This is a genomic window from Actinomycetospora sp. NBC_00405 (genome assembly GCF_036044095.1).
Taxonomy (GTDB): Bacteria; Actinomycetota; Actinomycetes; order Mycobacteriales; family Pseudonocardiaceae; genus Actinomycetospora; species Actinomycetospora callitridis.
This window is the reverse complement of record NZ_CP107938.1, coordinates 521,274-541,518: the sequence shown is the minus strand read 5'-3', so window position 1 is coordinate 541,518 and position 20,245 is coordinate 521,274. Positions and strand designations below refer to the sequence as shown.

Sequence of the window (20,245 nt, the reverse complement as noted above, 5' to 3'; positions counted from 1 at the left end):
CCGGTCCACAGGCACGGGCGTCACTCTCGGGGTGACACGTCGTCGGGCCGTCGCCCGACGACCCCGGCCCGACCTGTACGGAGGACGCGTGGCACGCCGACCGACCTACGAGGGCAGACCTCTCCCCCGCCCCGCCGACGACGTCGAGGACCAGGGCCTCGGCTTCGACCTCGGCACCCTCGGGCGGCGGCGCATGCTGCGCGTCCTCGGCCTCGGCGCGGTCGCCGTCGGCGTCGCCGCCTGCGGGGGTACGACGTCGGCCGCGGCGCCGACGACCGCCCCCGGCGAGATCCCCGACGAGACGGCGGGCCCCTTCCCCGGCGACGGGTCGAACGGCGCGAACGTGCTCACGCAGAGCGGCATCGTCCGCAGCGACATCCGCTCGAGCTTCGGCGGGCCCACCGGCGTGGCCGAGGGCGTCCCCATGACCCTGGAGCTCACCGTCGCCGACCTCGCGCGCGGCGGGGTGCCGTTCGCCGGCGCCGCGGTCTACGTCTGGCACTGCGACCGCGCCGGGGGCTACTCCCTCTACTCGGAGGACATCGCCGCCGAGAACTACCTGCGCGGGGTCCAGATCGCCGACGCGTCGGGGCTCGTGCGGTTCACCAGCATCGTCCCGGCCTGCTACGCGGGGCGGTGGCCGCACGTCCACTTCGAGGTCTACCCCGACGCGGCAGGCATCGTCGACGCGGCCAACGCGGTCGCGACCTCGCAGGTCGCGCTGCCCGAGGACACCTGCCGCCAGGTGTACGGACAGCCGGGCTACGAGCAGTCGGTCGCCGACCTCGCCGACGTCACCCTGGCCGGCGACAACGTCTTCGGCGACGACTCCGGCGCGAGCCAGCTCGCCGCCGTCAGCGGTGACGTGACCCGCGGCTACACCGTCGCCCTGCCCGTCCGCGTCAACACCCGGACGGCCCCGAGTTCGCCATGAGCCGCCCGTCGGTGGCGGAGCACCTCGCGGTCCTGCGTCAGGCGTCCCTGGTCACCGACGAACCGCGCGGGCGGCAGCGCTTCTACTCCCTGAACCCGGACCCGCTGGAGCAGGTCGGGGCCTGGCTGCACCCGTTCGAACGATGCCGGGCTTCGGCTCCGTGCCGTGCCGGGTCGTCGCGTCCGAGCCCAACGAGCGCTTCGTCTATCGACGACCACCGCCAGCGCGACGCCTGCGAGCGCATGGGGCCGGGCTGGCGCGACACCGTCCTCCCCCGCCTCGCCGAGCTCGTGGAGGACCTCGCCGCCTACGGCCGCGTGTAGGTCAGGAGCACCACCCCGGTCGACGTGGTCGTCGACGCGGTCAGCGTGAGGTGGGTGAGCGGACCGCCGTCGGCGAACATCCGCTTGCCGGCGCCGAGGATCACCGGGAAGAGCAGCAGGCGGTACTCGTCGACGAGGTCGTGCTCGGCGAGCGCGCCGAGCAGGCCACCGGACCCGAAGACCACCAGGTCGCCGTCGACCTCGTCCTTGAGGCGAGCGACGTCGGCCGGGCCGCCGAGGCGACGGGAGTTGCCCCACGACAACGGGACGTCCGGGGATCGCGTGACCACGTACTTCGGCATCCGGTTCATCGCGGCGACGGCCGGGTCCGACTGATCGGCCGCGGACCACGCGGTCGTGAAGATTTCGTACGAGCGGCGCCCGAGCAGCATGCCTGCGGCGGCGGTGGTCGCCTCGCTCATGAACGACGCCATCGTGTCGTCGCCGTAGGGCGGGACCCAGCCCCCCGCGGCGAACCCGTTGTCGGGATCCTCGTCGGCCGACAGCGGCGACTGGATCACGCCGTCCAGGCTCACGAAGTTCACGACCAGCACCCGAGCCACGGCGCCGAGGCTAGCGGCCGGCCCGTGTGCGGCATCGTGTCGAGACGGCACGATCGGCTCCGTCTCCCGGTCGGGACCACGCACACCGAGGAAGGGACGACCGATGGACGCTCAGGAGATCGCCGACGAGCTCGCGCAGCCCGGTGCGCAGGAACTGCTCGCCACGACCGTGGCCCACCTCGCCTACACGGTGGCGGACGGCACGCCCCGCGTGATTCCGGTCGGCTTCTTCTGGACCGGCCACCAGGTGGTGATCGCCTCGGCCACCTCCTCCCCGAAGGTCGCGACGCTGTCGGCCCGCCCGGACGTCGCCGTGACCATCGACGGCGACGCGGCGACGGGAGCACGGGCGCTGTCGATCCGTGGCCGGGCGAGCGTCGAGATCGTCGACGGCCTCGTCGAGGAGTACGTCATGGCCGCCCGGCGCAGCATGGACGCCGAGACCGCGGAGCAGTTCGTCGAGCAGTGCCGGAAGACCTACACGCAGGGGATGGCACGGATCGCGATCACGCCGAGCTGGGCGCGCTTCTACGACTTCGGCGCCGGCCGGCTGCCGCGGTTCCTGCAGGAGCTGGTCGAGGCGGCGGGCTGACACAGCCGACGCAGCCCCGGCACGGTCACCGACGCGGCGTGTAGGCCAGCACCACCGCGCCGTTGCCGAGGTCGGTGACACCCATGAGGTCCAGGGCGGTCGTGCCGATGCCGGCCAGCAACGACTCACCGGCCCCCGCGACGAACGGGGAGATGCTCAGGTGCAGCTCGTCGAGCAGACCCGCCTCGACGAGCGCCCGACTGAACGGGCCGTTGCCGTACTTCACCAGCGTGCCGTCGCCGGACTCCTTGAGCCGGGCGACGGCGTCGACGGCGTCGCCGGCGAGGACCTCGGCGTTCCAGGTGGTCTCGGTCAGCGTGGTGGAGGCGACGTGCTTCGGCAGCGAGTTGATCGTGTCGGCGATGCCGCCGGTCATGCTCGGCCACGTCGCGGCGAAGCCCTCGTAGGTCTCGCGTCCGAGCACGAGACCGACGGCCGGTTCCAGGAGCCGGCGTTGGTAGGCGAGGTGCTCGTCGTTGGTGGGGATCGCCATCTGCGCGGCCCAGAAGCCGTCCCCGGACATCCTCCCGTCGATCGAGAGGTGGTCGTACTCGATCAGTTTTCGCATGGCCGGAGTCGACCACCGCAGTGGTCGGTCGGTCTTGTATCGAGCCGAATCCCGCCGGCTGCGGATCAGAACGCGAGGAACGGGACGCCGGCCCTCAGCTCGCCCGGGGTGTGGTCGGTCGCCCACCGCATCGCCCGCGCGAGCTGCGGCTGGTCGTAGTAGCCGCCGGCGGTGACGGCGTCGGCGATCGACCCGCCGGCCGCGAGGAGCTGCGCGGCGTGCCGTGCCTGCTCGATGCTGGCCAGCTTGCGGCGCGAGATCCCGACGGCCCGACGGAACCGGAGCTGCGCAGTCCGTTCCGACATCGCTCGTGGCCGTTCGCCGTGGCGAATCCCGTCGACGAGCGGATCGAAGAACAACAGTCCCGCCCGCACGAGCCTGCCGACGAAGACGTCGACGTTCTGCTCGGTCGGCCGCTCCCAGTCCCGGCCGGCCAGCACGATCCGGTGGCCCGGCAGGGTCGGCAGGAGCGCATCGTTTAGGTCGGCCAGACCGGCCGGCGGGAACAGGGGTAGATAGGCACCGAACTGCAGTTCGACCCCGAAGAACTCCCAGCCCTCCGGACAGGTGAGTGTCGTGGCCGCGGTCTCCGGACCTCGGAGGTGCGCCGTCATCCGGTCGCCGTGCTGCGCGAACACCATCATGGAGGCGCCCTTGGCCGCCGAGACGAAGCTGGTCGTGGCGTCGCAGCGCGCCGACCACACCCGTTGCACGAGCGGGAACTCGCCGGCGACGGTGTCGAGGCTCAGGCCCACGACGGGAGTCTAGGGACAGCTCGCCGTCGTCAGAACCGTCCGATCCGGGTCGAAGGGTGCGGGGCGGACGAGTCGGCCTGTAAGCCGGATCCTGTCCCCACGGGTCCTCGCGGTCCCGTGGGTGGCGACCATCCATCTCGGCCCGCCGTCGCCGGCGGGCTCCAGCGGTCTACCCGCAGGTCTCGGGCGGGCAGCCCTCGAACGACCTGCGCAGCGCCCCGCGGACGGGGCACCTTCTTGACCTTGCTCCGGGTGGGGTTTACCGAGCCGTCCTGGTCACCCAGGACGCTGGTGGTCTCTTACACCACCGTTTCACCCTCACCACCGGGCCAGAGCCCGGAGCTCGAGCCCGATGGCGGTCTGTTCTCTGTGGCACTGTCCCGCGGGTCACCCCGGGTTGCTGTTGGCAACCACCCTGCCCTGTGGAGTCCGGACTTTCCTCGACGGACCCTCGTGGGGTCCGACGCGGTCGCCCGGCCGACTCGTCCGCGTCGCCGAGCCTACAAGGACCCGGACCGTTAGCGTCGCGCACCGTGTCGGACCCGTCGGTGCTCCAGATCGTGCTGCTGGCCGCCCTCGGGCTGCTGGCCGGTGCGGTCAACGCGGTGGCGGGCGGCGGGTCGTTGATCGTCTTCCCCGCCCTGCTCGCGGTGGGGCTGCCGCCGCTGCCGGCGAACGTCACGAACTCCGTCGCGCAGTGGCCGGGCTACGCCGGCTCGACGGTCAACGCGCGCCGCGACCTCCGGGGGCAGCGACCACGGCTGATCAGCACGAGCATCGTCGCCGCGCTGGGCTCCGCGCTCGGCTGCGGGCTGCTGCTGATCCTCCCGCAGTCGGTGTTCGACGCCGTGGTGCCGGTCCTCGTGCTGCTCGCGAGCCTCACGCTCGGGGCGCAGCCGTGGATCAAGAGGTGGACGGGCCGAGCGGAGCGCACCGCGGACAACCCGAAGGTCCTGCTCCCGACGATCTTCTTCGCGGCCGTCTACGGCGGCTACTTTGGCGGGGCGCTGGGCGTGGTGCTCATCGCGGTGCTCTCGCTGCTCGCCCACGACACGCTGCGGCGGCTCAACGCCGTGAAGGTGCTGCTCTCGCTGGTGACGAGCACGGTGACGGTGGTCCTCTTCGCCCTCTTCGCGCCCGTCGACTGGCTGGCGGTACTGCTGCTCGCGCCGACCACGCTGATCGGCGGCTACCTCGGCATGGCCGTCGCCAAGAAGATGCCCGACGGGGTGCTGCGCTGGAGCGTCGTGGTGCTCGGCGTGGCCGTGGCGATCTACCTCTGGCTCCGCTGAGGGTAGGAGTGTGGCGGGGATGAGCACGGCCCTCGCGGTCGGCCTCCTCGCCGTCGTCCTCGTCGTCGCGGTCACCCGGCCGCGGGGCCTCCCCGAAGCCGCCGCGGCGGTGCCCGCGGCCGCCGTGGTGCTGGCCGTCGGGCTCCTCACGCCGGCGGCGGCGTGGGACGAGGTGCGCGAGCTCGGCCCGACCGTCGGCTTCCTCGCCGCCGTGCTCGTCCTGGCCCACCTCGCCGACGCCGAGGGCGTGTTCCGGTGGGCGGGCGGGGTGCTGGCGCGGCGCTCGCACGGACGCCCGCAGCGGCTGTTCGCGCTGGTCGTCGTGGCGGCGGCGCTGACGACGGCGGTGCTGAGCCTCGACGCGACGGTGGTGCTGCTGACCCCGGTCGTGCTCGACACCGTGCGACGGCTCGGCGCGCGCCCGGCCCCGCCGGCGTTCGCGTGCGCGCACCTGGCCAACAGCGGCTCGCTGCTGCTGCCCGTCGCGAACCTGACCAACCTGCTCGCGTTCCGGGCCACCGGGCTGGACTTCCTGGGCTTCGCCGCGCTGATGCTCCTGCCGCAGCTCGCGGTGCTGGTCGTGGAGTACGTCGGGCTGCGGCTCACCTTCCGCCGGGAGCTGGCCGAGCCCGCCGGGCCCGACGAGGAGGGCCAGGGCGCCCCGCTCCCCCGGTTCGCCGTCGGGGTCCTGGCCGCCACGCTCGCCGGGTTCGCGATGGCGTCGCCGCTGGGCGTGGAGCCGGTGTGGGTGGCGGTGGCGGGCGCCGCGGTGCTCGCGGTCCGGGCGCTCGCGGCGCAGGAGACCGGGGTGCGCGACCTCGTCACCGCGGCCTCGCCGGGCTTCTGCGTGTTCGTCCTCGGCCTCGGCGTCGTCGTCGCCGCGGTGACCGAGCGGGGTCTGGGCGACGTCGTGGCGGCGCTGCTGCCCGCGGGCACGTCGTTCCCGGCGCTGCTCGGCCTGGCGGTCGTGGCGGCGTTGCTGGCCAACCTCGTCAACAACCTGCCCGCGACCCTCGTCCTGCTCGCCGCGCTCGGCCCGACCCCCGCGACGGGCGCCGTGCTGGCCATGCTGATCGGCGTGAACGTCGGCCCGAACCTCACCCCGGTCGGCTCGCTGGCCACGCTCCTCTGGCGCCGGGTGCTGGCCGTCCGCGGCGTGCCGGCGCCGCTCGGGACGTTCACGCTCGCCGGGCTCGCGACGGTCCCGGCGTGCCTCGTCGCCGGGACGGCCGCGCTGGCGCTGGTGGTCTGAGCCCCGACTCAGCGCACCGCGGCGTTGAGCTGCTCGGTGTCCACGAACTGTTCGAAGCGCGCGGCCCGGCCGTCGCGCATCTCCCAGACGTGGACCACGCGCGCGACCATCGGCCGGCCCGTCGCCCGGTACGTCCCGCGGTAGGTGCAGATCCCGACGACGGTGTCACCCTCGGACAGCACGCGCTCGACGTCGACGACGAACCCATCCCACTCGTCGCCGATCCGCGCGAGGACGCCCTCGAGAACGGCCTGCGGACCCCGGTAGACGCCGCCGTACGGCCCACCCTGGGTCTCGACCCAGAGCACCTCGGGATCGAGGAACTCGATAACGGCGGGGACGTCGCCCCGCCCGATTGCCTCGTAGGCGCTGCGGACGAGGACGGCGTTGTCGGTGGTGGTGGTCATGGGTGCTCCCCTGCTCGGTGCGGGCTGCAGGAGAAGCGTGGGACCGGACCAGGGGCGCCGGACAGGGCGCGAACTACGTACGGGCCGCCATCGCCTGCGTCCCCACGGCCGCCAGCAGGTCGAGGCGGCCGCGCGCGTCGGTGCCCGGCGTGGGCGTGAAGACCAGCAGGCGCAGGTCGTCCTCGGCGGTGGTGAGGGTGTCGCAGTCGAGCTCGATGTCGCCGACGTCGGGGTGCACGACCGTCTTGTGGCTCTGGTGGTGCCCGGCGACGACGCCGGAGTCCCACAGCCCGGCGAACTCGTCGCTGGCGCGGTAGAGGTCGTCGACGAGCGTGCTCAGCTCCGGGTCGTTCGGGTAGCGGCTGGTGCTCCCGCGCAGGTCCGCGACGAGGGACGCCGCGAGCACGTCGCGCTCCTCGCGGGTGTGGCGTACGCGGTCACCGGCCTCGCCCTCGGTGAAGATCCGCCAGAGCGTGCTGCGGCGGCGCTCCTCGAGGGCCGTCGGGTCGCCCATGAGCGCGGCGTACAGCGGGTTCCAGGAGATCAGCGTCCAGGTGAGTCGAGGACGCCGACCGGGCTGTCGTGCAGCGCCTCGACGATCCGGCGCACACCGGCGGCGATGCGCCGGGAGATCCGCCCGCGGTCGGCGGCGTGCCCGGCGAGGCGGAACAGGTGGGCCTGCTCGGCGTCGGAGAGGCGCAACGCCCGGGCCAGCGAGGCGCAGACCTGCGCCGACGGGGTGCGCGTGCGGCCCTGCTCGAGGCGCACGACGTAGTCGATCGAGATGCCGGCCAGCAGCGCGAGCTCCTCGCGGCGCAGGCCCGGCGCGCGGCGCGGCGCGTTGACGGCCATGCCGACCTCGGTGGGGTCGGTGCGGTCGCGCCAGGTGCGCAGGGACGCGGCGAGTTCACCGGTGCTCACACCCCGATCATCCGCCTCGCCGCCACCCCGTGGGGGGTACGGGATGTACCAGGACGACCCGGCACTCCCCACCGGCGGGCCGCCTGGCGCAGGGTGGGGACATGACCACACCGGCACTGACCGACCGCCTCGCGCTCGCCGACGACCTCGTCCTCACGCGGATGGGCTACGGCACCATGCAGCTCGCCGGCCCCCACGTGATGGGCCCGCCGCGCGACCGCGACGAGGCGATCGCCGTCCTGCGCGAGGCCGTCGACCGCGGCGTCACCCACATCGACACCAGCGACTACTACGGCCCGTTCATCGTCAACGAGATCCTCCGCGAGGCCCTCCATCCCTATCCCGACGACCTGCGGATCGTCACCAAGGTCGGCTGCCGGCGCGGGGACGACGGGTCGTGGAACCTCGACACCTCGCCCGACGAGCTCGTCCGCGAGGTGCACGAGAACCTCGGGCGACTCGGCCTGGAGACCCTCGACGTCGTCAACCTGCGCGTCTCGGACGACCACGACGAGTCGCTCGCCGAGGCCTTCGCGACGCTGGCGAAGCTGCGGGAGCAGGGCCTGATCCGCCACCTCGGGGTCAGCAACGTCTCTCTCGCCCAGCTCGCCGAGGCCCGCGAGGTGGCCCCGGTCGTGTGCGTGCAGAACCACTACAACCTGGTGCACCGCACCGACGACGACCTCGTCGACCACTGCGCCGCCGAGGGGATCGCCTACACCTCGTTCTTCCCGCTCGGCGGGTTCTCGCCGCTCCAGTCGGACACGCTCGCGCGCGTCGCGCAGGACGTCGGGGCGACGCCGCAGCAGACCGCACTGGCCTGGCTGCTGCAGCGCTCCCCGACGATGTTGCTCATCCCCGGGACGTCGTCGCGGGAGCACCTGCGCGAGAACCTGGCGGCCGCCGACCTGGTCCTGCCGCCCGAGGCCGTCGCCGAGCTGGACGCGATCAGCCAGGGCTGAACCGACCGACCCGGGCCGGACGCGTTGCGCGACCGGCCCGGTGCTCGGCAGGCTCTGCCGACGTGACGACCCCCGAGGCGGCCGACCGTGCCCACGTCCGCGAGCAGGCGCTGGGCATCGCGGCGGGCTGGTCGCCGGCCGACGCCCCGGCGACCTGGGAGCTCACCGCGGAGCTCTTCCGCGCGATCGCCACCGAGCCCGACCTACTCGGGATCGCCGCGGGCATCCCCGCCGACCGGCTCCCGCCCCTGCTGCTCAGCGCCGCCGTTCGGTACCTCGTGGCGCGGCGGAGTCCCGAGCCGCTCGCCGGCTACTTCCCGACGCCCGGGTCCGGGCAGCCGCGCCTCGACGACGGGTTCCGGCCGGCGCTCGTCGCCTTCGCCCGCGAGCACGCGGGCGAGCTCGCCCAGCTCTGCGCCGAGCACCGCTACCAGATGAACGAGGTCGCGCGGAGCGCCGACGTCCTGGCCGTCCTCGGGGCCGTCCTCGGCGCGGGGCGACTCGACCCCGAGCGTCCCATCGCGCTCGTCGACCTCGGCACCGGCGCGGGGCTCGGGCTGCAGCTCGACCGCTACCGGTACCGCTTCGGCGACCGGACCCTCGGCGACCCGGACGCCGCGCTGACGATCACCCCCGAGCTGCGCGGCCGCCCCGCTCCCCTGCCGGCGCGGATGCCGACGATCGCCGCGCGCCTCGGGGTCGACGTCGAGCCCCTCGACCTCGGCGACCACCGGGTGCGCGAGTGGCTCGCCGCCTGCATCCCGCCCGAGACGACGGCCGTCGACCGGTTCGCGGCCGCCTCGGAGGTCGCCCGCGCGCACCCCGCGGACCTCGTGCGCGCCGAGGTCGTCGACGACGTCGTCGGCCTCTGCGCCCGGATGCCCGAGGACGCGCTGCTCGTGCTCGTCGACACCTACGTGCACGTGTTCCTCACCGACGAGCAGCGGGCGCGGTTCCGCCGCCAGCTCACCGAGCTGGGCCGCGACCTCGTGTGGATCTCGGTGGACCCGCTCGTGCCGCTGGGCCCGGAGGGCACCGAGAGCGTCCAGTACCTGCCCGTCCCCGCGCGGGCGCTCGAGGCCTCGCGCGCCGGCGTCACCGGGGTCGTCGGGCAGCTCTCGGTGTCCCGCGACGGCACGGCCGAGGGCGAGGTGCTCGGCCTCGCGCACCCCGGCGGCGCGTGGATCGAGTGGCTGTAGGTGCTCGGGCCCGCTAGGCCAGGTACGACGTGTCGTTGACCAGGCGCACCGAGGCGCCGCCGTCGGGCCAGAACTCGACGACCGACAGGCACGCCAGGTCGAGGTGCAGGCGGAAGAGCAGCGAGGGCCCGGCGTCGAGGGCGCGGCGCAGGATCAGCTTGATCGGCGTCACGTGGCTGACGACGACGACGGTCTGGCCGGGGAACCGGCGCAGGAGGTCACCGAGCGCGGCGTCGACGCGCTGGGCGACGACGTCGAAGCTCTCCCCGTCGGGCGGGCTGACGCTGCTGTCGCCCAGCCAGGCACGGTGCACGTCGGGGTCCTGCGCGGCGGCCTCGGAGAAGGTCAGGCCCTCCCACGCGCCGAAGTCGGTCTCGGTGAGGCGCTCGTCGACCCCCACCGGCAGGCCGAGCACCCCGGCCACCGGCTCGGCGGTCTGGCGGGCCCGCATCAGCGGGGAGCTGATCACCGCGCGGATGTCCCCGTTGCTGCCGACGTGCCGGGCCGCGAGCGAGGTCGCCGCCGCGGCGGCCTGCTCGAGCCCGTCGCGGGTGAGCTCCGGGTTGCCCCGGCCCGAGTAGCGACGCTCGACCGACAGCGGGCTCTGCCCGTGGCGCAGCAGCAGCAGGCGGGTGGGCATCGTCGACCCGCGCCCCGTCCACGAGCCCGCGGTGGTCATACGCTCGCCTTCCCGGAGCTCTTCTCGGTGCGCACCACGATCGTCCCGCACTGCTCGCACCGCACGACGTCGTCGGGCGCGGCCGCCGCGACGGCGCGGATCTCGTTGCGGTCCATCTCGATCCGGCACCCGCCGCACCGCGCGCCGACGAGCTCGCCGGCGCCGGTGCCGGTGCGGGCGCGCAGCTGGTCGTAGAGCGCGAGCAGGTCCTCGGGCAGGGTCGTCGCCAGCTCGGCGCGCTCGGCACCGCGGCGCGCCTCCAGCACGTCGATGTCGCCGAGGACGCCGTCGCGCCGCTCGACGGCGTCGGCGAGCGCGGTCTCCGCGGCGTCGAGGGCGGCCTGCTCGTGCGCGAGGTCGGTCTCGGCGGCGTCGAGGCGCTCCATGGCCTCGAGCTGGGAGTCCTCGAGCACGCCGCGGCGCCGGGCGAGGGTGTCGAGCTCGTGGGACAGGTCGGTCACCTGCTTCGCCGAGACGCTCCCGGAGTCCACCAGCCCCCGGTCGCGCTCCTCGCGCGCGGTGACCTGGGCGACCTCCTGCTCGAGCTTCGCCACGTCCCGGCCCAGGTCGCCGACCGCGGTGCGCGCGGTGACGACCGCGTCGCGGTGGGCGCGGACGGTGGTCTCGGCGTCCTCCACCGCGGTCTGCTCGGGCATGGTGCGGCGGCGGTGCTGCGCGCGGGCGAGCTCGGCGTCCAGCCCGGCGAGGTCGAGCAGACGGCGTTGGGCGGACGGGTCGGCCTTCACGAGATCACGGCTCCTGCTGAGGACGGTTCGGGCGAGGGGCTGCCGAGGGACCAGGCGTCGGTGCGGGTGGTCGACACCGTGATCTCCAGCTCCGGCGCGGCCGCGGCGAGCACGGCCGCCGCCTGGGCGCACCACGGGTGCTCGGAGGCCCAGTGGGCGACGTCGACCAGGGCCGGCGCGCCGGCCTCGGCGAGGTGGTCGGTGGCGGGGTGGTGGCGCAGATCGGCGGTGACGTAGACGTCGACGCCGGCCGCGCGGGCGAGGTGGAGCATCGAGTCGCCCGCGCCGCCCGAGACGGCGACGCGCCGCACGGTGCGCTGCGGGTCGCCGCCGGTGCGCACGCCCCACGCCGTCGCCGGCAGGGCGTCGGCGACGCGGCGGCTGAAGTCGGCGAGGGACTCGGGCGCGCTCAACGACCCGATCCGGCCCATGCCCACGGTTCCGTCGTCCTGCGGGGCCAACGGCGCCTCGACCGTCACCCCGAGCGCCTCGGCCAGCGCGTCGGACACCCCGGGGCGGGCGGCGTCGGCGTTGGTGTGCGCGGTGAACAGGGCCACGCCGTGGCGGATCAGCCGGTGCACCGCCGTGCCCTTCGGGCCGGTCGCGGCCACCCCGTGCACGCCGCGCAGCAGCAGCGGGTGGTGGGTGACGAGCAGGTCGGCCCCGACCGTGACGGCCTCCTCGATGACCTCGGGCAGGGGGTCGACGGCGATCAGGACGCGGCGGACGCCCTCGGCCGGGTCGCCCACCGCCAGGCCGACCGCGTCCCAGTCCTGCGCCAGCGCGGGCGGGTAGGCCGCCTCGAGGGCGCGGACGCTGTCAGCAACGGTGACGGGGGGCATGGCCACCCATTCTGCCCACCGTCGCCGGGCGCCACCGGGCGGGCGGGCCAGGGCCTGATCAGGGCCGGCTCGGGGCCGGATCAGGGATAGACCTGCCGGCGCAGGCCGTCGACCCACGGGTCCAGGGCGGCGACGATCCCGTCCCACGGGGCCTGCCACAGCGCGACGAGGACGACGAGCAGGACGAACACCACCAGCGCCGCCCGGAACGCCCGCACGTGCGCCGGCGGCGTGCTCACCCCGGCTCCCCGACGGCGGCGACCGGCACCGGAGTCCGCGCCGGCGGGAGCGGCAGGCGGCCCCGCTCGGCGAGCCAGCGCAGCGGGGCGAGGGCGGTGTGGCGGTCGTCGGGCTCCCAGCCGGTGTGCGAGGAGACGAGGAAGTACCCGACGGCGGCGAAGTCGCGCTCGGCCGCCACGACCAGCTGGTCCTGGCCGTGGTCGCACAGCCAGCGGCGCACCGCGAGCCGGTCGGGGCACAGGTCGGCAGCGATCGGGTGGTCGACGAGCAGGTCGGCCTTGACCACCACGACGGCGAGGTCGGTGCGGTCGAGGCGGGCGCCGAAGTCGCGCAGCCGGGGCACCGTCGCCTCGTAGGCGACCTCGGGCGGATCGACGGCCGGCGCCGCCTCGGCCTCGTCGACCGGGCCGCGCAGCACCTCGTCGGCCACCTCGGGGATCGAGAACGGGTCGACGACCACGATCATCTGCCCGGCCTCGTCCAGGAACCGCAGGTCCTCGGTGGCCGAGCGGGTGGAGAAGAGCTCGCCGGCGGCGTCGAAGGTGTGCAGCAGTGCGCGGCGCCGGCCCTGGGTCACCGTGCACACGAGACCCACCGGCGCGGCCGCCTCGGTCTTGGCGACGCGGCCCGCGCGCACCTGCTCCACGCCCTCGCGGAAGCGCGCGGCGTCGGCCTCCCGGCGGGGCTCCAGCGTGCCGCCGCCCGCGACCGCCTGCCGGCGCAACGCCTCGAGCCCGGCGTAGATCAGGCTCGTCTTGCCGGCCGAGACGGGACCGAGCACCGGGATGCTGACGTCCGTCCAGACACCCGAGCCGTCCTCGAGGACCTCGTCGCACTGGGGGCAGCGCGGGGCGTGGTCCCTCCCGGCGCGCGACACGGTCGTCGGCATCGGGCGCCCGCAGCGGCAGCGGTGCACCAGCACGCCGAGCCGGCTCGGCCGCACGTCGTGGTGCACGACGCCGCACGCGCAGGAGTAGCCGGGCAGGGTGGTCCGCCAGAAGCAGTACGGGCACCGCGCTGCGGCGCGGTTCCGGCGCCGCAGCAGGGCGTCGACGGCCCGCAGGAGCCGCCCGGCCGCGCCCCACACGAGCGCGGCGAGCGCGAGCCCGGTGACGACGAGGGCGAGCACCGCGACCCCCGTCACGATCGCGCCGACGGTGACCGCGAGCAGCAACAGGAACCCGGCGATCCCGAGCGGCCAGAGGGCCAGCCACGCCCGCGGGTTCAGCAGGTCCCCGAGCGGCGACCAGAGCGCCCCGAGCGCGACGCGCCCGCGGCGGGCCATCGCGCCGACGTCGACCCGGGCCTGCCCGGCGAGGTAGTGCGGCCAGGCGCGGTCGCGCCCGTGACCCGGGGGTGCGGGCGGGAACCAGGGCCCGTCGACGTCGTCGGGGGTGAGGAGGTCGGTGTCGGCCGCGAACGGGCCGGAGAGCAGGACGACCAGCGCGCCGAGGGCCCCGAGCAGGACGCCCACCAGCACCAGCCAGCCCGCGAAGGGCCACACGACGAACCAGAGGAACGCGGCGCACAGCCCGAGGTAGGCCGTGACCCCGAGGACGGCGAGGGCTGCGAGGGCCGCCTGCGGCACGGCTCAGCCCTTCTTCCGCCGGCCGAACCGGTCGCGCCAGGACGGGCCGCTGTGCGCGGCGAGCGACGAGGCGGGTCGCCGGCGCTCCCGCCAGAGTTCCAGGACCCCGTCGTCGGCCGCCCGCTCCCGGTCGTCGGCGAGCAGATCGGTGACGGCCCGGGTGACGTCCGCGTCGAGCCCCGAGCGGACCGCGTCGAGCTTCGTGAGGTGCCCGTGGCCGACGCGGGCACGGACGGCGGTCTCCTTCGTCGCGAAGACGAACAGCACCGCCGTGCTCCGGGGGTCCGGGGCGTGGTCGGGGTCGCCCTGGGCCCACGCGTAGAGCTGGGTGAGCATCGTGTCCCGCAGCGTGGACGGGCCGGCCGCAACCAGCACCCGCCCGCCCACGGACGGGCCGGCCCCGCGCAGGGCCCGCACGAGCCGGTTGCGGTCGGCGCGGGTGGGCCGGGCGGCCTTCGCCAGGAGCAGGCCGAGGTCGCGGGCCTCGTCGAGACGCGCACCCTGCCCCAGGCGCTCGACCACCTCGGTCACCGAGGCGTCCGCGGGGGGCCAGTCCTGGTGACCCAGGGCCCGGGGCGGCAGTCCCGCCTTCTCGAGGACGTCGAGGGCGGCCCGCGCGTCCTCGTCGACGGCGGGCGCCCGGGTCAGGGAGTGGTAGGCGACCACCGCGAGCGCCCGGTCGTGGGCCTGCGGCGGGCTCGCCTCGAGGAACCGGCGCACGGTGGCGTTGTCGACCGGGTCGCGCCCCAGGAGCCGCTCCCACGTCGACACCCAGCGCCCGTTCGGCCCCGGCGCCACCGCGGCGGCCAGCCCGGTGAGCGCGGCCCGGGCGGGCTCGCCCCCGGCGGCGACGGCGGCCCGGGCCACCGCGAGGTCCAGGCGCCCGACCGCGCCGAGCACCGGGATGCGCCCGGCCAGCGGCTCAGGACGGCGCCACCAGCGGCGCTCGACGTCGGCGGCGGTCCGCTCGCGGAGGTCCGGCTCGCCGAGCCGGCGCTCGAGCTCGCGCTGCAGGTCCGTGACCACCGTGGGGTCGAGGGCCCAACCGTCCGGGTCGACGTCGGCGTCGGGGTGGTCGGCCCACCAGCCCACGAACCGCCGGGCCACGCCGTCCGGGACGGGCAGCGCGTGACGGTGGGCCAGGCGCAGGGCCGCGGCCGGGTCGGCCCGTTGCGCCACGCGCTCGAGTGCAGCCACCTGCCCGAGGGTGTCCGCGGGGGCAGGCTCCCCCGCCACCGGGCGCAGCGGGGTGTCGGGCACGTGCCCGCCGTCCGCGGCGAGGTCGGCCTCACGGTCGAACAGGCGACGCCGCGCGGCGGCCGCGACCGCGTCCCAGCCGAGCTCGGCGGCGCCGAGCGCGGCCGCCCGGATCGCGGCGACGGCGTCGAGGTCGAGGAGCGCGGTGTGGTCGTGCGTCTGCGCGACGAGCGTCCCGACCAGCGGCGCCCCGAGGACGTCGACCGCCCCGGGCCCCGCCGTCCGCAGCCAGCCCGCGATCCGGACGGCGGCGCCGGGGTCGACGCCGAGGGGCAGCCCCACCGTCAGCGCCGCCGCCTCCCGCTCGACCTCCCCCGGGACGGCGCGCCCGTCGGGGTGGCCCTCGCGGGCCAGCTGGCCCGCGACCTCGACCGCGTCGACGACGTCGAGCGGGTCGTCGGCACCCAGGAACAGCGGCACCCAGAACAGCGCCTCCGCCGACGGCACGATCGTTGGCGGCGCGATCTCCGGCGGCGCGTGCTCGAGCAGGTCGAGGACGAGGTAGCCGTCCTGGCGCCGGTACGGCCCGGCCCAGTCGGGGTGGGCGACGACGACGTCGTGCGGGCTCCGGTCGGGGTCGGTGGCGAAGATCTTGAAGCTGATCGCGAGGGCGCGCTCGCGGTCCAGGAGCAGCGTGGCCGCCGCGAGCCAGCAGGCCGCGTCGTCACCGCGGTCGGTGACGAGCAGGACCCGACGCCGGTCGGCGCCTGCCTGCAGGCCGCCGAGGGCGGTCACGAGGGCGAGCAGGCGCTCCCGGCCGTCGGGGACCGCGGCGATCCGCTCGCGGACGGTCTCGGTGTCCCACGGCCCGGGGTCCGGGTGGGGCGGGACAGGGGCGCACGACGTCGTCGGCGCCGGGGCCGAGGCCCACCACGACGCGCCCCAGAGCTGGGCGGGCCGGACCAGGCCGTACGACCCGGCCTCACGGGTGACGACGGCGTGGGTGAACTGGTTGCCGTCGCGGTACCCGTTGGCCTCCCGGCCGAGGTAGCGGCCACCCGCCGTCACGTAGGTCCTCTCGGTCCCCGCCCCGTCGTGGAGGTGGGCCAGCGAGGGCGGGAAGTCGGCCACGGGGCGCCGGTCGCGCATCCAGCGCACGGGCACCTCGTAGAGCGCGCCGCGCTGGACCAGCCGCTGCTCGTCCTCGCCCGCGCCCTCCGAGCGGGCCTGGAACCCGAAGCCCGCGCCGCCGCCGAGACCCTGCCCCGGCAGGCAGTCGGTGTAGTACAGCGACGCGAAGGCCGCCGGCTCACGCCCGCTCACGACCGGCTCCGGTCGACGACGCCGAGGCGGTGCAGGAGCCAGAGCAGCGGCTCCTCGACCCGGAACGGCTGCACCCCGCCGGGGTCGACCTGCTTGACCTTGTAGTCCGGCGGCGCGCCGAGCGCCGAGACCGCGAAGTAGCGGAAGGTCCGGTAGTTCAGCCGCAGGTGGGCGTCGACGTCGTCGGCGTCGAAGCGGTGCAGCAGCGAGGCGACGTACTCGTGGACCGCCTCGCCGGCCTCGTCGTCGTACCCCGCGCCCGGCCGGACCGGCGCGAAGATCGGGTCGGACGTCCGGAGGATCGGGAAGAGCGCGTCCATCTTCGCGAAGGCGACCGCGATCGGCGTCGTCACCGTCCGGTGGGCCTTCACCCCGCCGGTGGCGCGCAGCAGCTCGGTCACCCGCATCAGCACGTCGAGCGGGCCGTCCGCCCCGGTCACGGCGGCGTCGGGGACGTCGAGACGGTCGCGCACACCGGGCAGGTGCCAGGGGTCGAGCAGGACGATCATGCCGTCGGCGGAGCCGAGGTAGGCCTGGGTGTGCACCGACTCCTGGGAGGTCAGGTCCTCGCCCGCGGTGTCGTAGAAGGACAGGATCGTCGTGCGCAGCGAGGTCCGCCCGAGCAGGCCACGGCGGGGCGAGCGCCACTCGACCACCAGCGGCTCCTTGCGGCTCTCCTGCGCCGCGGGGGTGCTCTCGAACAGTTCGCCGTCCTCGAAGAGCGCGCGCTGGTAGCGCGCGAGGTACTCCTCGGTGCTCGTCTCGCCGCCCTGCCGGTCGCCGACGAGGCGTACGTCGGCGTCGAAGCGGCGGCGGACCACGGTGCGCAGCTGGTGGTTCAGCACCGTGAGGTAGACGGTCTTGCCCGCGCCCTTGCCGCCGACCATGCCGACCAGCGGGCTGCGGCTCCCGACGAACGTCGTGGGCAGCGGGGTGTGGCACACGGGGCACGCGCGCACCCCGGTGCGGCCGTGGCAGTGCGGACAGTCGGCCTGCGTCGCGGAGCGCAGGGAGCGCGTCGGCACGAACGTGTGGTGGACGTCGCCGACGAAGCCGGTGTGCCGGGCCCGCTCGGGATCGGGCGCACGCCGGCACCCCTCCACCCCCGGCGCCCCGACCCCGGTGCACTGGAACGCGAGAGCCCAGGCGTCGATCCGGTGGTAGCAGTACGGACACGGGACCCCGGCCATCAGGAGACCTCCCTCACGACACTCTGAGCGCCGAGACCGGCGGGTCGACGAGCGCGACCTCGTCCCCGCAGGAGAAGCAGCGCAGCCAGTACGGGCGCCGCATCCGGGGCAGCGGCGCGGAGAAGACCGTCGGCTGCGCCGAGGACAGCTCCACGCGGTGGCGCACGAGCTCCACCCCGGCGCCCGGCGTCAGCGGCATGACGCGGCCCTCGCTGGCCACGAGGACGACGTCGACGCTCCCGCTGCCCTGGCCCGGCGGCACCGACACGACGCACTCGCGGGTGCCGCGCAGCCGCGAGCCCTGCTGCGCGACGGTGTAGCGGACGGGCCGGGCCGGCGCCTCGACCGCCACGACGACCGGCGCCGACACGCTCCGGTCGGGCCCGGCGCCGACGACGGCGCACACCTCGACGGCGCCGGTCACGCCGGCGGGCAGGTGGAACCCGCCGGTGTCGCGGTAGCGCGCCCGCGTCGTCCGGTCGCCGCCCCCGGACCACCCGATCTCCGCGACCGCGACCCCGGTGGGCCAGACCCAGGACAGCACGACGTCGTCGCCGCGGCGCTGGGCGCGCAGCTGCGTCGGCGCGGGGACGAGGTCGTGGCCGGCATCGCGGCCGCGCACCCGGCCGGCGGGCGCCCGCGTGAACGCGGCGACGTGCACCCGGCCCGGTGGCACGTCCGCGAGCAGGCTGTCCCAGCCGTCGCGGGTGCGGGGCACCCCGGGGATCTCGGTGCCCCAGGCCTCCACGACGCGCGCGGTGAGCACCGCGCCGACGTCCCCGGGGGGCGGGGTGCGGGCCACGCGGATCTCGACGTCGGCCCCGCGCGGGGTCCGCCAGCTCACGCGCAGCCGGACCTCGGTGCCGTCCTGCTCCGGCGCGACCTCGAGGGCGGTGACCGGCGCCGAGTCCGCGCGGACACCCCCGTGCCCGGCCTGCGGCTCGGCGACGAGCTCGCGGCCCTGCTCGGCGTAGACCGCGGCGATCTCGTAGTGGTACTCGACGCCCTCGAGCGCCGTGGTGTCGGTGAAGCCGCGCAGGGTCGCGGTCACCTCGGCGTGGTCGGCCCCCGCGTGCCGTCGCACCCGGACCGCCACCGCGTCCGGGTGGGCCCGCCAGCGCCCGACGACCGCCCCCGGCTCGCCGACGATCTCGACGTCGGCGACGGGCGGGACCACAGTGACGCTCGCGGCGACCGCCGACGACCGGGCCGCGCCGACGGCCCGGCCGGCGAGCACCGCGTAGTGCACCGGGCGTCCCACCGGCGGCGCCGGGTCGGTGGTGAAGCGGGCCCCGGCGACGTCGGCGACGACCGTCCCGTCGTCGGCGTCGCGCGGGGCGCGGTCGGTGCGCCGCACGACCCGGTACACGGCGTCGTCGGCGTGGCTCGGCGGCGCGGTCCAGGAGATCCGTACGCCGGCCCCGTCGGGGACGACCTCCACGCCGGTGACCGGGGCGAGCGGGACGTGGGCGAGCTCCTCGGCCAGGTCCTCCCGGTCGGCGGCGACCGCCAGGGCCGCGCGGAGCTTCTGCTCGGCGAGATCCGGGCGGCCGTCGCGCAGCGCCGCGGAGGCCTCGTCCCGCAGCGTCTCGACCTCGCGGGTCCGCGCCTCGAGCAGGCGGCGCGCCTCGACGGCCGCCTCGTCGTCCAGCACGGCGAGCAGGCGCGCCGCCGCGACGGGACGGCCCTCCGCGAGCAGCGTCCGCAGCTCCGTGAGCGGGTCGGTGGGCGCGACGGCGGTGCTCTCGGCGAGCAGGTGCACCACGACCCGGCGGGCCTCGCGGGGCGCGAGCCGCCCGGCCTCCAGACGCCGGACGAGCCCGGACGGCACGGCCCCGGCCGCCCGCTGCGCGCGCGCCGGCTCCAGGAGCAGCACGAGGGACAGGATGCGGAGGTCGACGCCCTGCACGGCGGCGGTCCGCAGGCGTCCGAGGACGTGCTTGGCCGGCCCGCTCGTCGCGGTGTCGCGGCCGCGGGAGACGGCCTCGATCCGGGCCTCGACGGCGGGGAGGTCCAGACCGCCCGGCGCCGCGGGCGTGGCGGAGAAGGCGTCGAGCAGCGTGAACGCGCCGGCCTCGGGGTGGAGCAGCGCCGGGACGGACGGCGCGCCGGCGGCGGCCAGCCCGTCGGTGAGCGTCCGGACCGCGTCACGGGACACCCCGCTCGCCCCGTTCACCCCCGGCAGCTCCCGGGCCGCGACCACCTCGAGGCCCGCGGCGGACGCGGCCTGCTCGGCCTGGTCGGCCTCCAGGTCCGCGTGGGCGCCCGCGGCTGCGTCGAGCTGCTCGCGGGTGAGCAGGCCGAGGTCGCCGTAGAAGCCCGACAGCTCGGCCGCGAGCTGGTCGGTGGCCCGGCGGCGCGCCCGGTCGCCGTCGCGCCGGCGCCGGCGCCAGAAGGCCGGGTCGGCGAGCTGGTCGCCGTGCTCGCCGCGCAGGCGCTCGTCGGCCCGCAGGAACGCCTGGCAGACCTGCCCGACGTGGCTCGCGCTGCGGGCCTTGTTGGTCCAGTAGGCGCGGACCTCGCGCAGCCGCTTCTCGATCTCCGGCCCGGTCATCCGGGCGTCGACGGCGTAGCGGGTGGGCAGGTCGTCGGGGAGCTGGGCGGTCCGCCCGCGCAGGGGCCGGACCACCTCCTCCTCGTATCGCTTCTGGTCGAGGGGCTTCTGGTCCACG

Annotated in this window: 21 protein-coding genes and 1 other RNA gene; 7 read left to right on the top strand and 15 right to left on the bottom strand. The window is 75.8% G+C overall.

The window, feature by feature from the left end; all coding sequences use genetic code 11:
- Window positions 1-88 precede the first annotated feature (88 nt).
- A complete protein-coding gene (locus tag OG774_RS02695; protein WP_328306426.1) occupies window positions 89-934 on the top strand; it encodes a dioxygenase family protein in 846 nt (281 codons plus the stop codon).
- On the top strand, window positions 931-1,257 hold the full coding sequence (locus tag OG774_RS02690) for an ArsR/SmtB family transcription factor (RefSeq protein WP_328306424.1): 327 nt from the start codon (window positions 931-933) through the stop codon (window positions 1,255-1,257). The genes OG774_RS02695 and OG774_RS02690 overlap by 4 nt, the downstream gene beginning before the upstream one ends.
- On the opposite strand, the gene OG774_RS02685 is transcribed toward OG774_RS02690, so the two are convergent.
- Entirely contained in the window at window positions 1,242-1,820 is a 579-nt protein-coding gene (locus OG774_RS02685) for a dihydrofolate reductase family protein (protein ID WP_328306422.1), read from the bottom strand. The genes OG774_RS02690 and OG774_RS02685 overlap by 16 nt on opposite strands.
- A 103-nt stretch (window positions 1,821-1,923) precedes the next feature.
- Between OG774_RS02685 and OG774_RS02680 the strand changes: the two genes are divergently transcribed.
- Entirely contained in the window at window positions 1,924-2,412 is a 489-nt protein-coding gene (locus OG774_RS02680) for a pyridoxamine 5'-phosphate oxidase family protein (protein ID WP_328306420.1), read from the top strand.
- 25 nt (window positions 2,413-2,437) lie between these two features.
- Here OG774_RS02680 and OG774_RS02675 read toward each other — a convergent pair whose 3' ends face one another.
- The 3 genes from OG774_RS02675 to rnpB all read right to left on the bottom strand — a co-directional run bounded on the left by OG774_RS02675 (window position 2,438) and on the right by rnpB (window position 4,220).
- A complete protein-coding gene (locus OG774_RS02675; protein ID WP_328306418.1) occupies window positions 2,438-2,980 on the bottom strand; it encodes a dihydrofolate reductase family protein in 543 nt (180 codons plus the stop codon).
- Between the two features lie 65 nt (window positions 2,981-3,045).
- Complete coding sequence (locus OG774_RS02670; RefSeq protein WP_328306416.1) at window positions 3,046-3,735, bottom strand: helix-turn-helix domain-containing protein; 690 nt, start codon at window positions 3,733-3,735, stop codon at window positions 3,046-3,048.
- Between the two features lie 64 nt (window positions 3,736-3,799).
- Window positions 3,800-4,220: RNase P RNA component class A (gene rnpB / locus OG774_RS02665), an RNA gene on the bottom strand.
- Between the two features lie 48 nt (window positions 4,221-4,268).
- On the opposite strand from rnpB, the gene OG774_RS02660 reads away from it, so the two are divergent.
- Window positions 4,269-5,027: a sulfite exporter TauE/SafE family protein gene (locus OG774_RS02660; RefSeq protein WP_328306414.1), complete on the top strand. Its 759-nt coding sequence runs from the start codon at window positions 4,269-4,271 to the stop codon at window positions 5,025-5,027.
- A 19-nt stretch (window positions 5,028-5,046) separates the two neighbouring features.
- Complete coding sequence (locus OG774_RS02655) at window positions 5,047-6,279, top strand: SLC13 family permease (protein WP_328306412.1); 1,233 nt, start codon at window positions 5,047-5,049, stop codon at window positions 6,277-6,279.
- An 8-nt stretch (window positions 6,280-6,287) separates the two neighbouring features.
- Here the strand turns inward: OG774_RS02655 and OG774_RS02650 are convergent, their stop codons facing one another.
- The 3 genes from OG774_RS02650 to OG774_RS02640 all read right to left on the bottom strand — a co-directional run bounded on the left by OG774_RS02650 (window position 6,288) and on the right by OG774_RS02640 (window position 7,607).
- Entirely contained in the window at window positions 6,288-6,686 is a 399-nt protein-coding gene (locus tag OG774_RS02650; RefSeq protein ID WP_328306410.1) for a nuclear transport factor 2 family protein, read from the bottom strand.
- A 73-nt stretch (window positions 6,687-6,759) separates the two neighbouring features.
- Window positions 6,760-7,200: an MmyB family transcriptional regulator gene (locus tag OG774_RS02645; protein WP_328306408.1), complete on the bottom strand. Its 441-nt coding sequence runs from the start codon at window positions 7,198-7,200 to the stop codon at window positions 6,760-6,762.
- A 29-nt stretch (window positions 7,201-7,229) separates the two neighbouring features.
- Complete coding sequence (locus OG774_RS02640) at window positions 7,230-7,607, bottom strand: helix-turn-helix domain-containing protein (RefSeq protein WP_328306406.1); 378 nt, start codon at window positions 7,605-7,607, stop codon at window positions 7,230-7,232.
- A 101-nt stretch (window positions 7,608-7,708) separates the two neighbouring features.
- Between OG774_RS02640 and OG774_RS02635 the strand changes: the two genes are divergently transcribed.
- The gene (locus OG774_RS02635; protein WP_328306404.1) at window positions 7,709-8,569 is read left to right on the top strand and encodes an oxidoreductase; all 861 of its coding nucleotides are present in this window, start codon (window positions 7,709-7,711) and stop codon (window positions 8,567-8,569) included.
- Between the two features lie 62 nt (window positions 8,570-8,631).
- On the top strand, window positions 8,632-9,768 hold the full coding sequence (locus OG774_RS02630) for a DUF2332 domain-containing protein (protein WP_328306402.1): 1,137 nt from the start codon (window positions 8,632-8,634) through the stop codon (window positions 9,766-9,768).
- 13 nt (window positions 9,769-9,781) lie between these two features.
- Here the strand turns inward: OG774_RS02630 and OG774_RS02625 are convergent, their stop codons facing one another.
- The 8 genes from OG774_RS02625 to OG774_RS02590 all read right to left on the bottom strand — a co-directional run bounded on the left by OG774_RS02625 (window position 9,782) and on the right by OG774_RS02590 (window position 20,244).
- Window positions 9,782-10,447, bottom strand: coding sequence for a histidine phosphatase family protein (locus OG774_RS02625; protein WP_442873931.1), 666 nt, complete (start codon window positions 10,445-10,447; stop codon window positions 9,782-9,784).
- Entirely contained in the window at window positions 10,444-11,193 is a 750-nt protein-coding gene (locus tag OG774_RS02620; protein WP_328306400.1) for a zinc ribbon domain-containing protein, read from the bottom strand. Before OG774_RS02620 ends, OG774_RS02625 begins: the two co-directional genes overlap by 4 nt.
- Window positions 11,190-12,035 carry a Nif3-like dinuclear metal center hexameric protein gene (locus OG774_RS02615; protein WP_328306398.1) on the bottom strand — a complete coding sequence of 282 codons (846 nt, stop codon included), beginning with the start codon at window positions 12,033-12,035 and terminating at the stop codon, window positions 11,190-11,192. The genes OG774_RS02620 and OG774_RS02615 overlap by 4 nt, the downstream gene beginning before the upstream one ends.
- Before the next feature lie 80 nt (window positions 12,036-12,115).
- Window positions 12,116-12,274, bottom strand: coding sequence for a hypothetical protein (locus OG774_RS02610; RefSeq protein ID WP_328306396.1), 159 nt, complete (start codon window positions 12,272-12,274; stop codon window positions 12,116-12,118).
- Complete coding sequence (locus tag OG774_RS02605; protein ID WP_328306394.1) at window positions 12,271-13,863, bottom strand: TRAFAC clade GTPase domain-containing protein; 1,593 nt, start codon at window positions 13,861-13,863, stop codon at window positions 12,271-12,273. Before OG774_RS02605 ends, OG774_RS02610 begins: the two co-directional genes overlap by 4 nt.
- Before the next feature lie 3 nt (window positions 13,864-13,866).
- Window positions 13,867-16,383, bottom strand: a complete 2,517-nt coding sequence (locus tag OG774_RS02600) for a GAP1-N2 domain-containing protein (protein WP_328306392.1) — start codon at window positions 16,381-16,383, stop codon at window positions 13,867-13,869.
- A complete protein-coding gene (locus tag OG774_RS02595) occupies window positions 16,380-17,573 on the bottom strand; it encodes a zinc ribbon domain-containing protein (protein WP_328306390.1) in 1,194 nt (397 codons plus the stop codon). Before OG774_RS02595 ends, OG774_RS02600 begins: the two co-directional genes overlap by 4 nt.
- Window positions 17,574-17,586: 13 nt before the next feature.
- Complete coding sequence (locus tag OG774_RS02590; protein WP_328306388.1) at window positions 17,587-20,244, bottom strand: hypothetical protein; 2,658 nt, start codon at window positions 20,242-20,244, stop codon at window positions 17,587-17,589.
- Between the last annotated feature and the right edge of the window lies 1 nt (window position 20,245).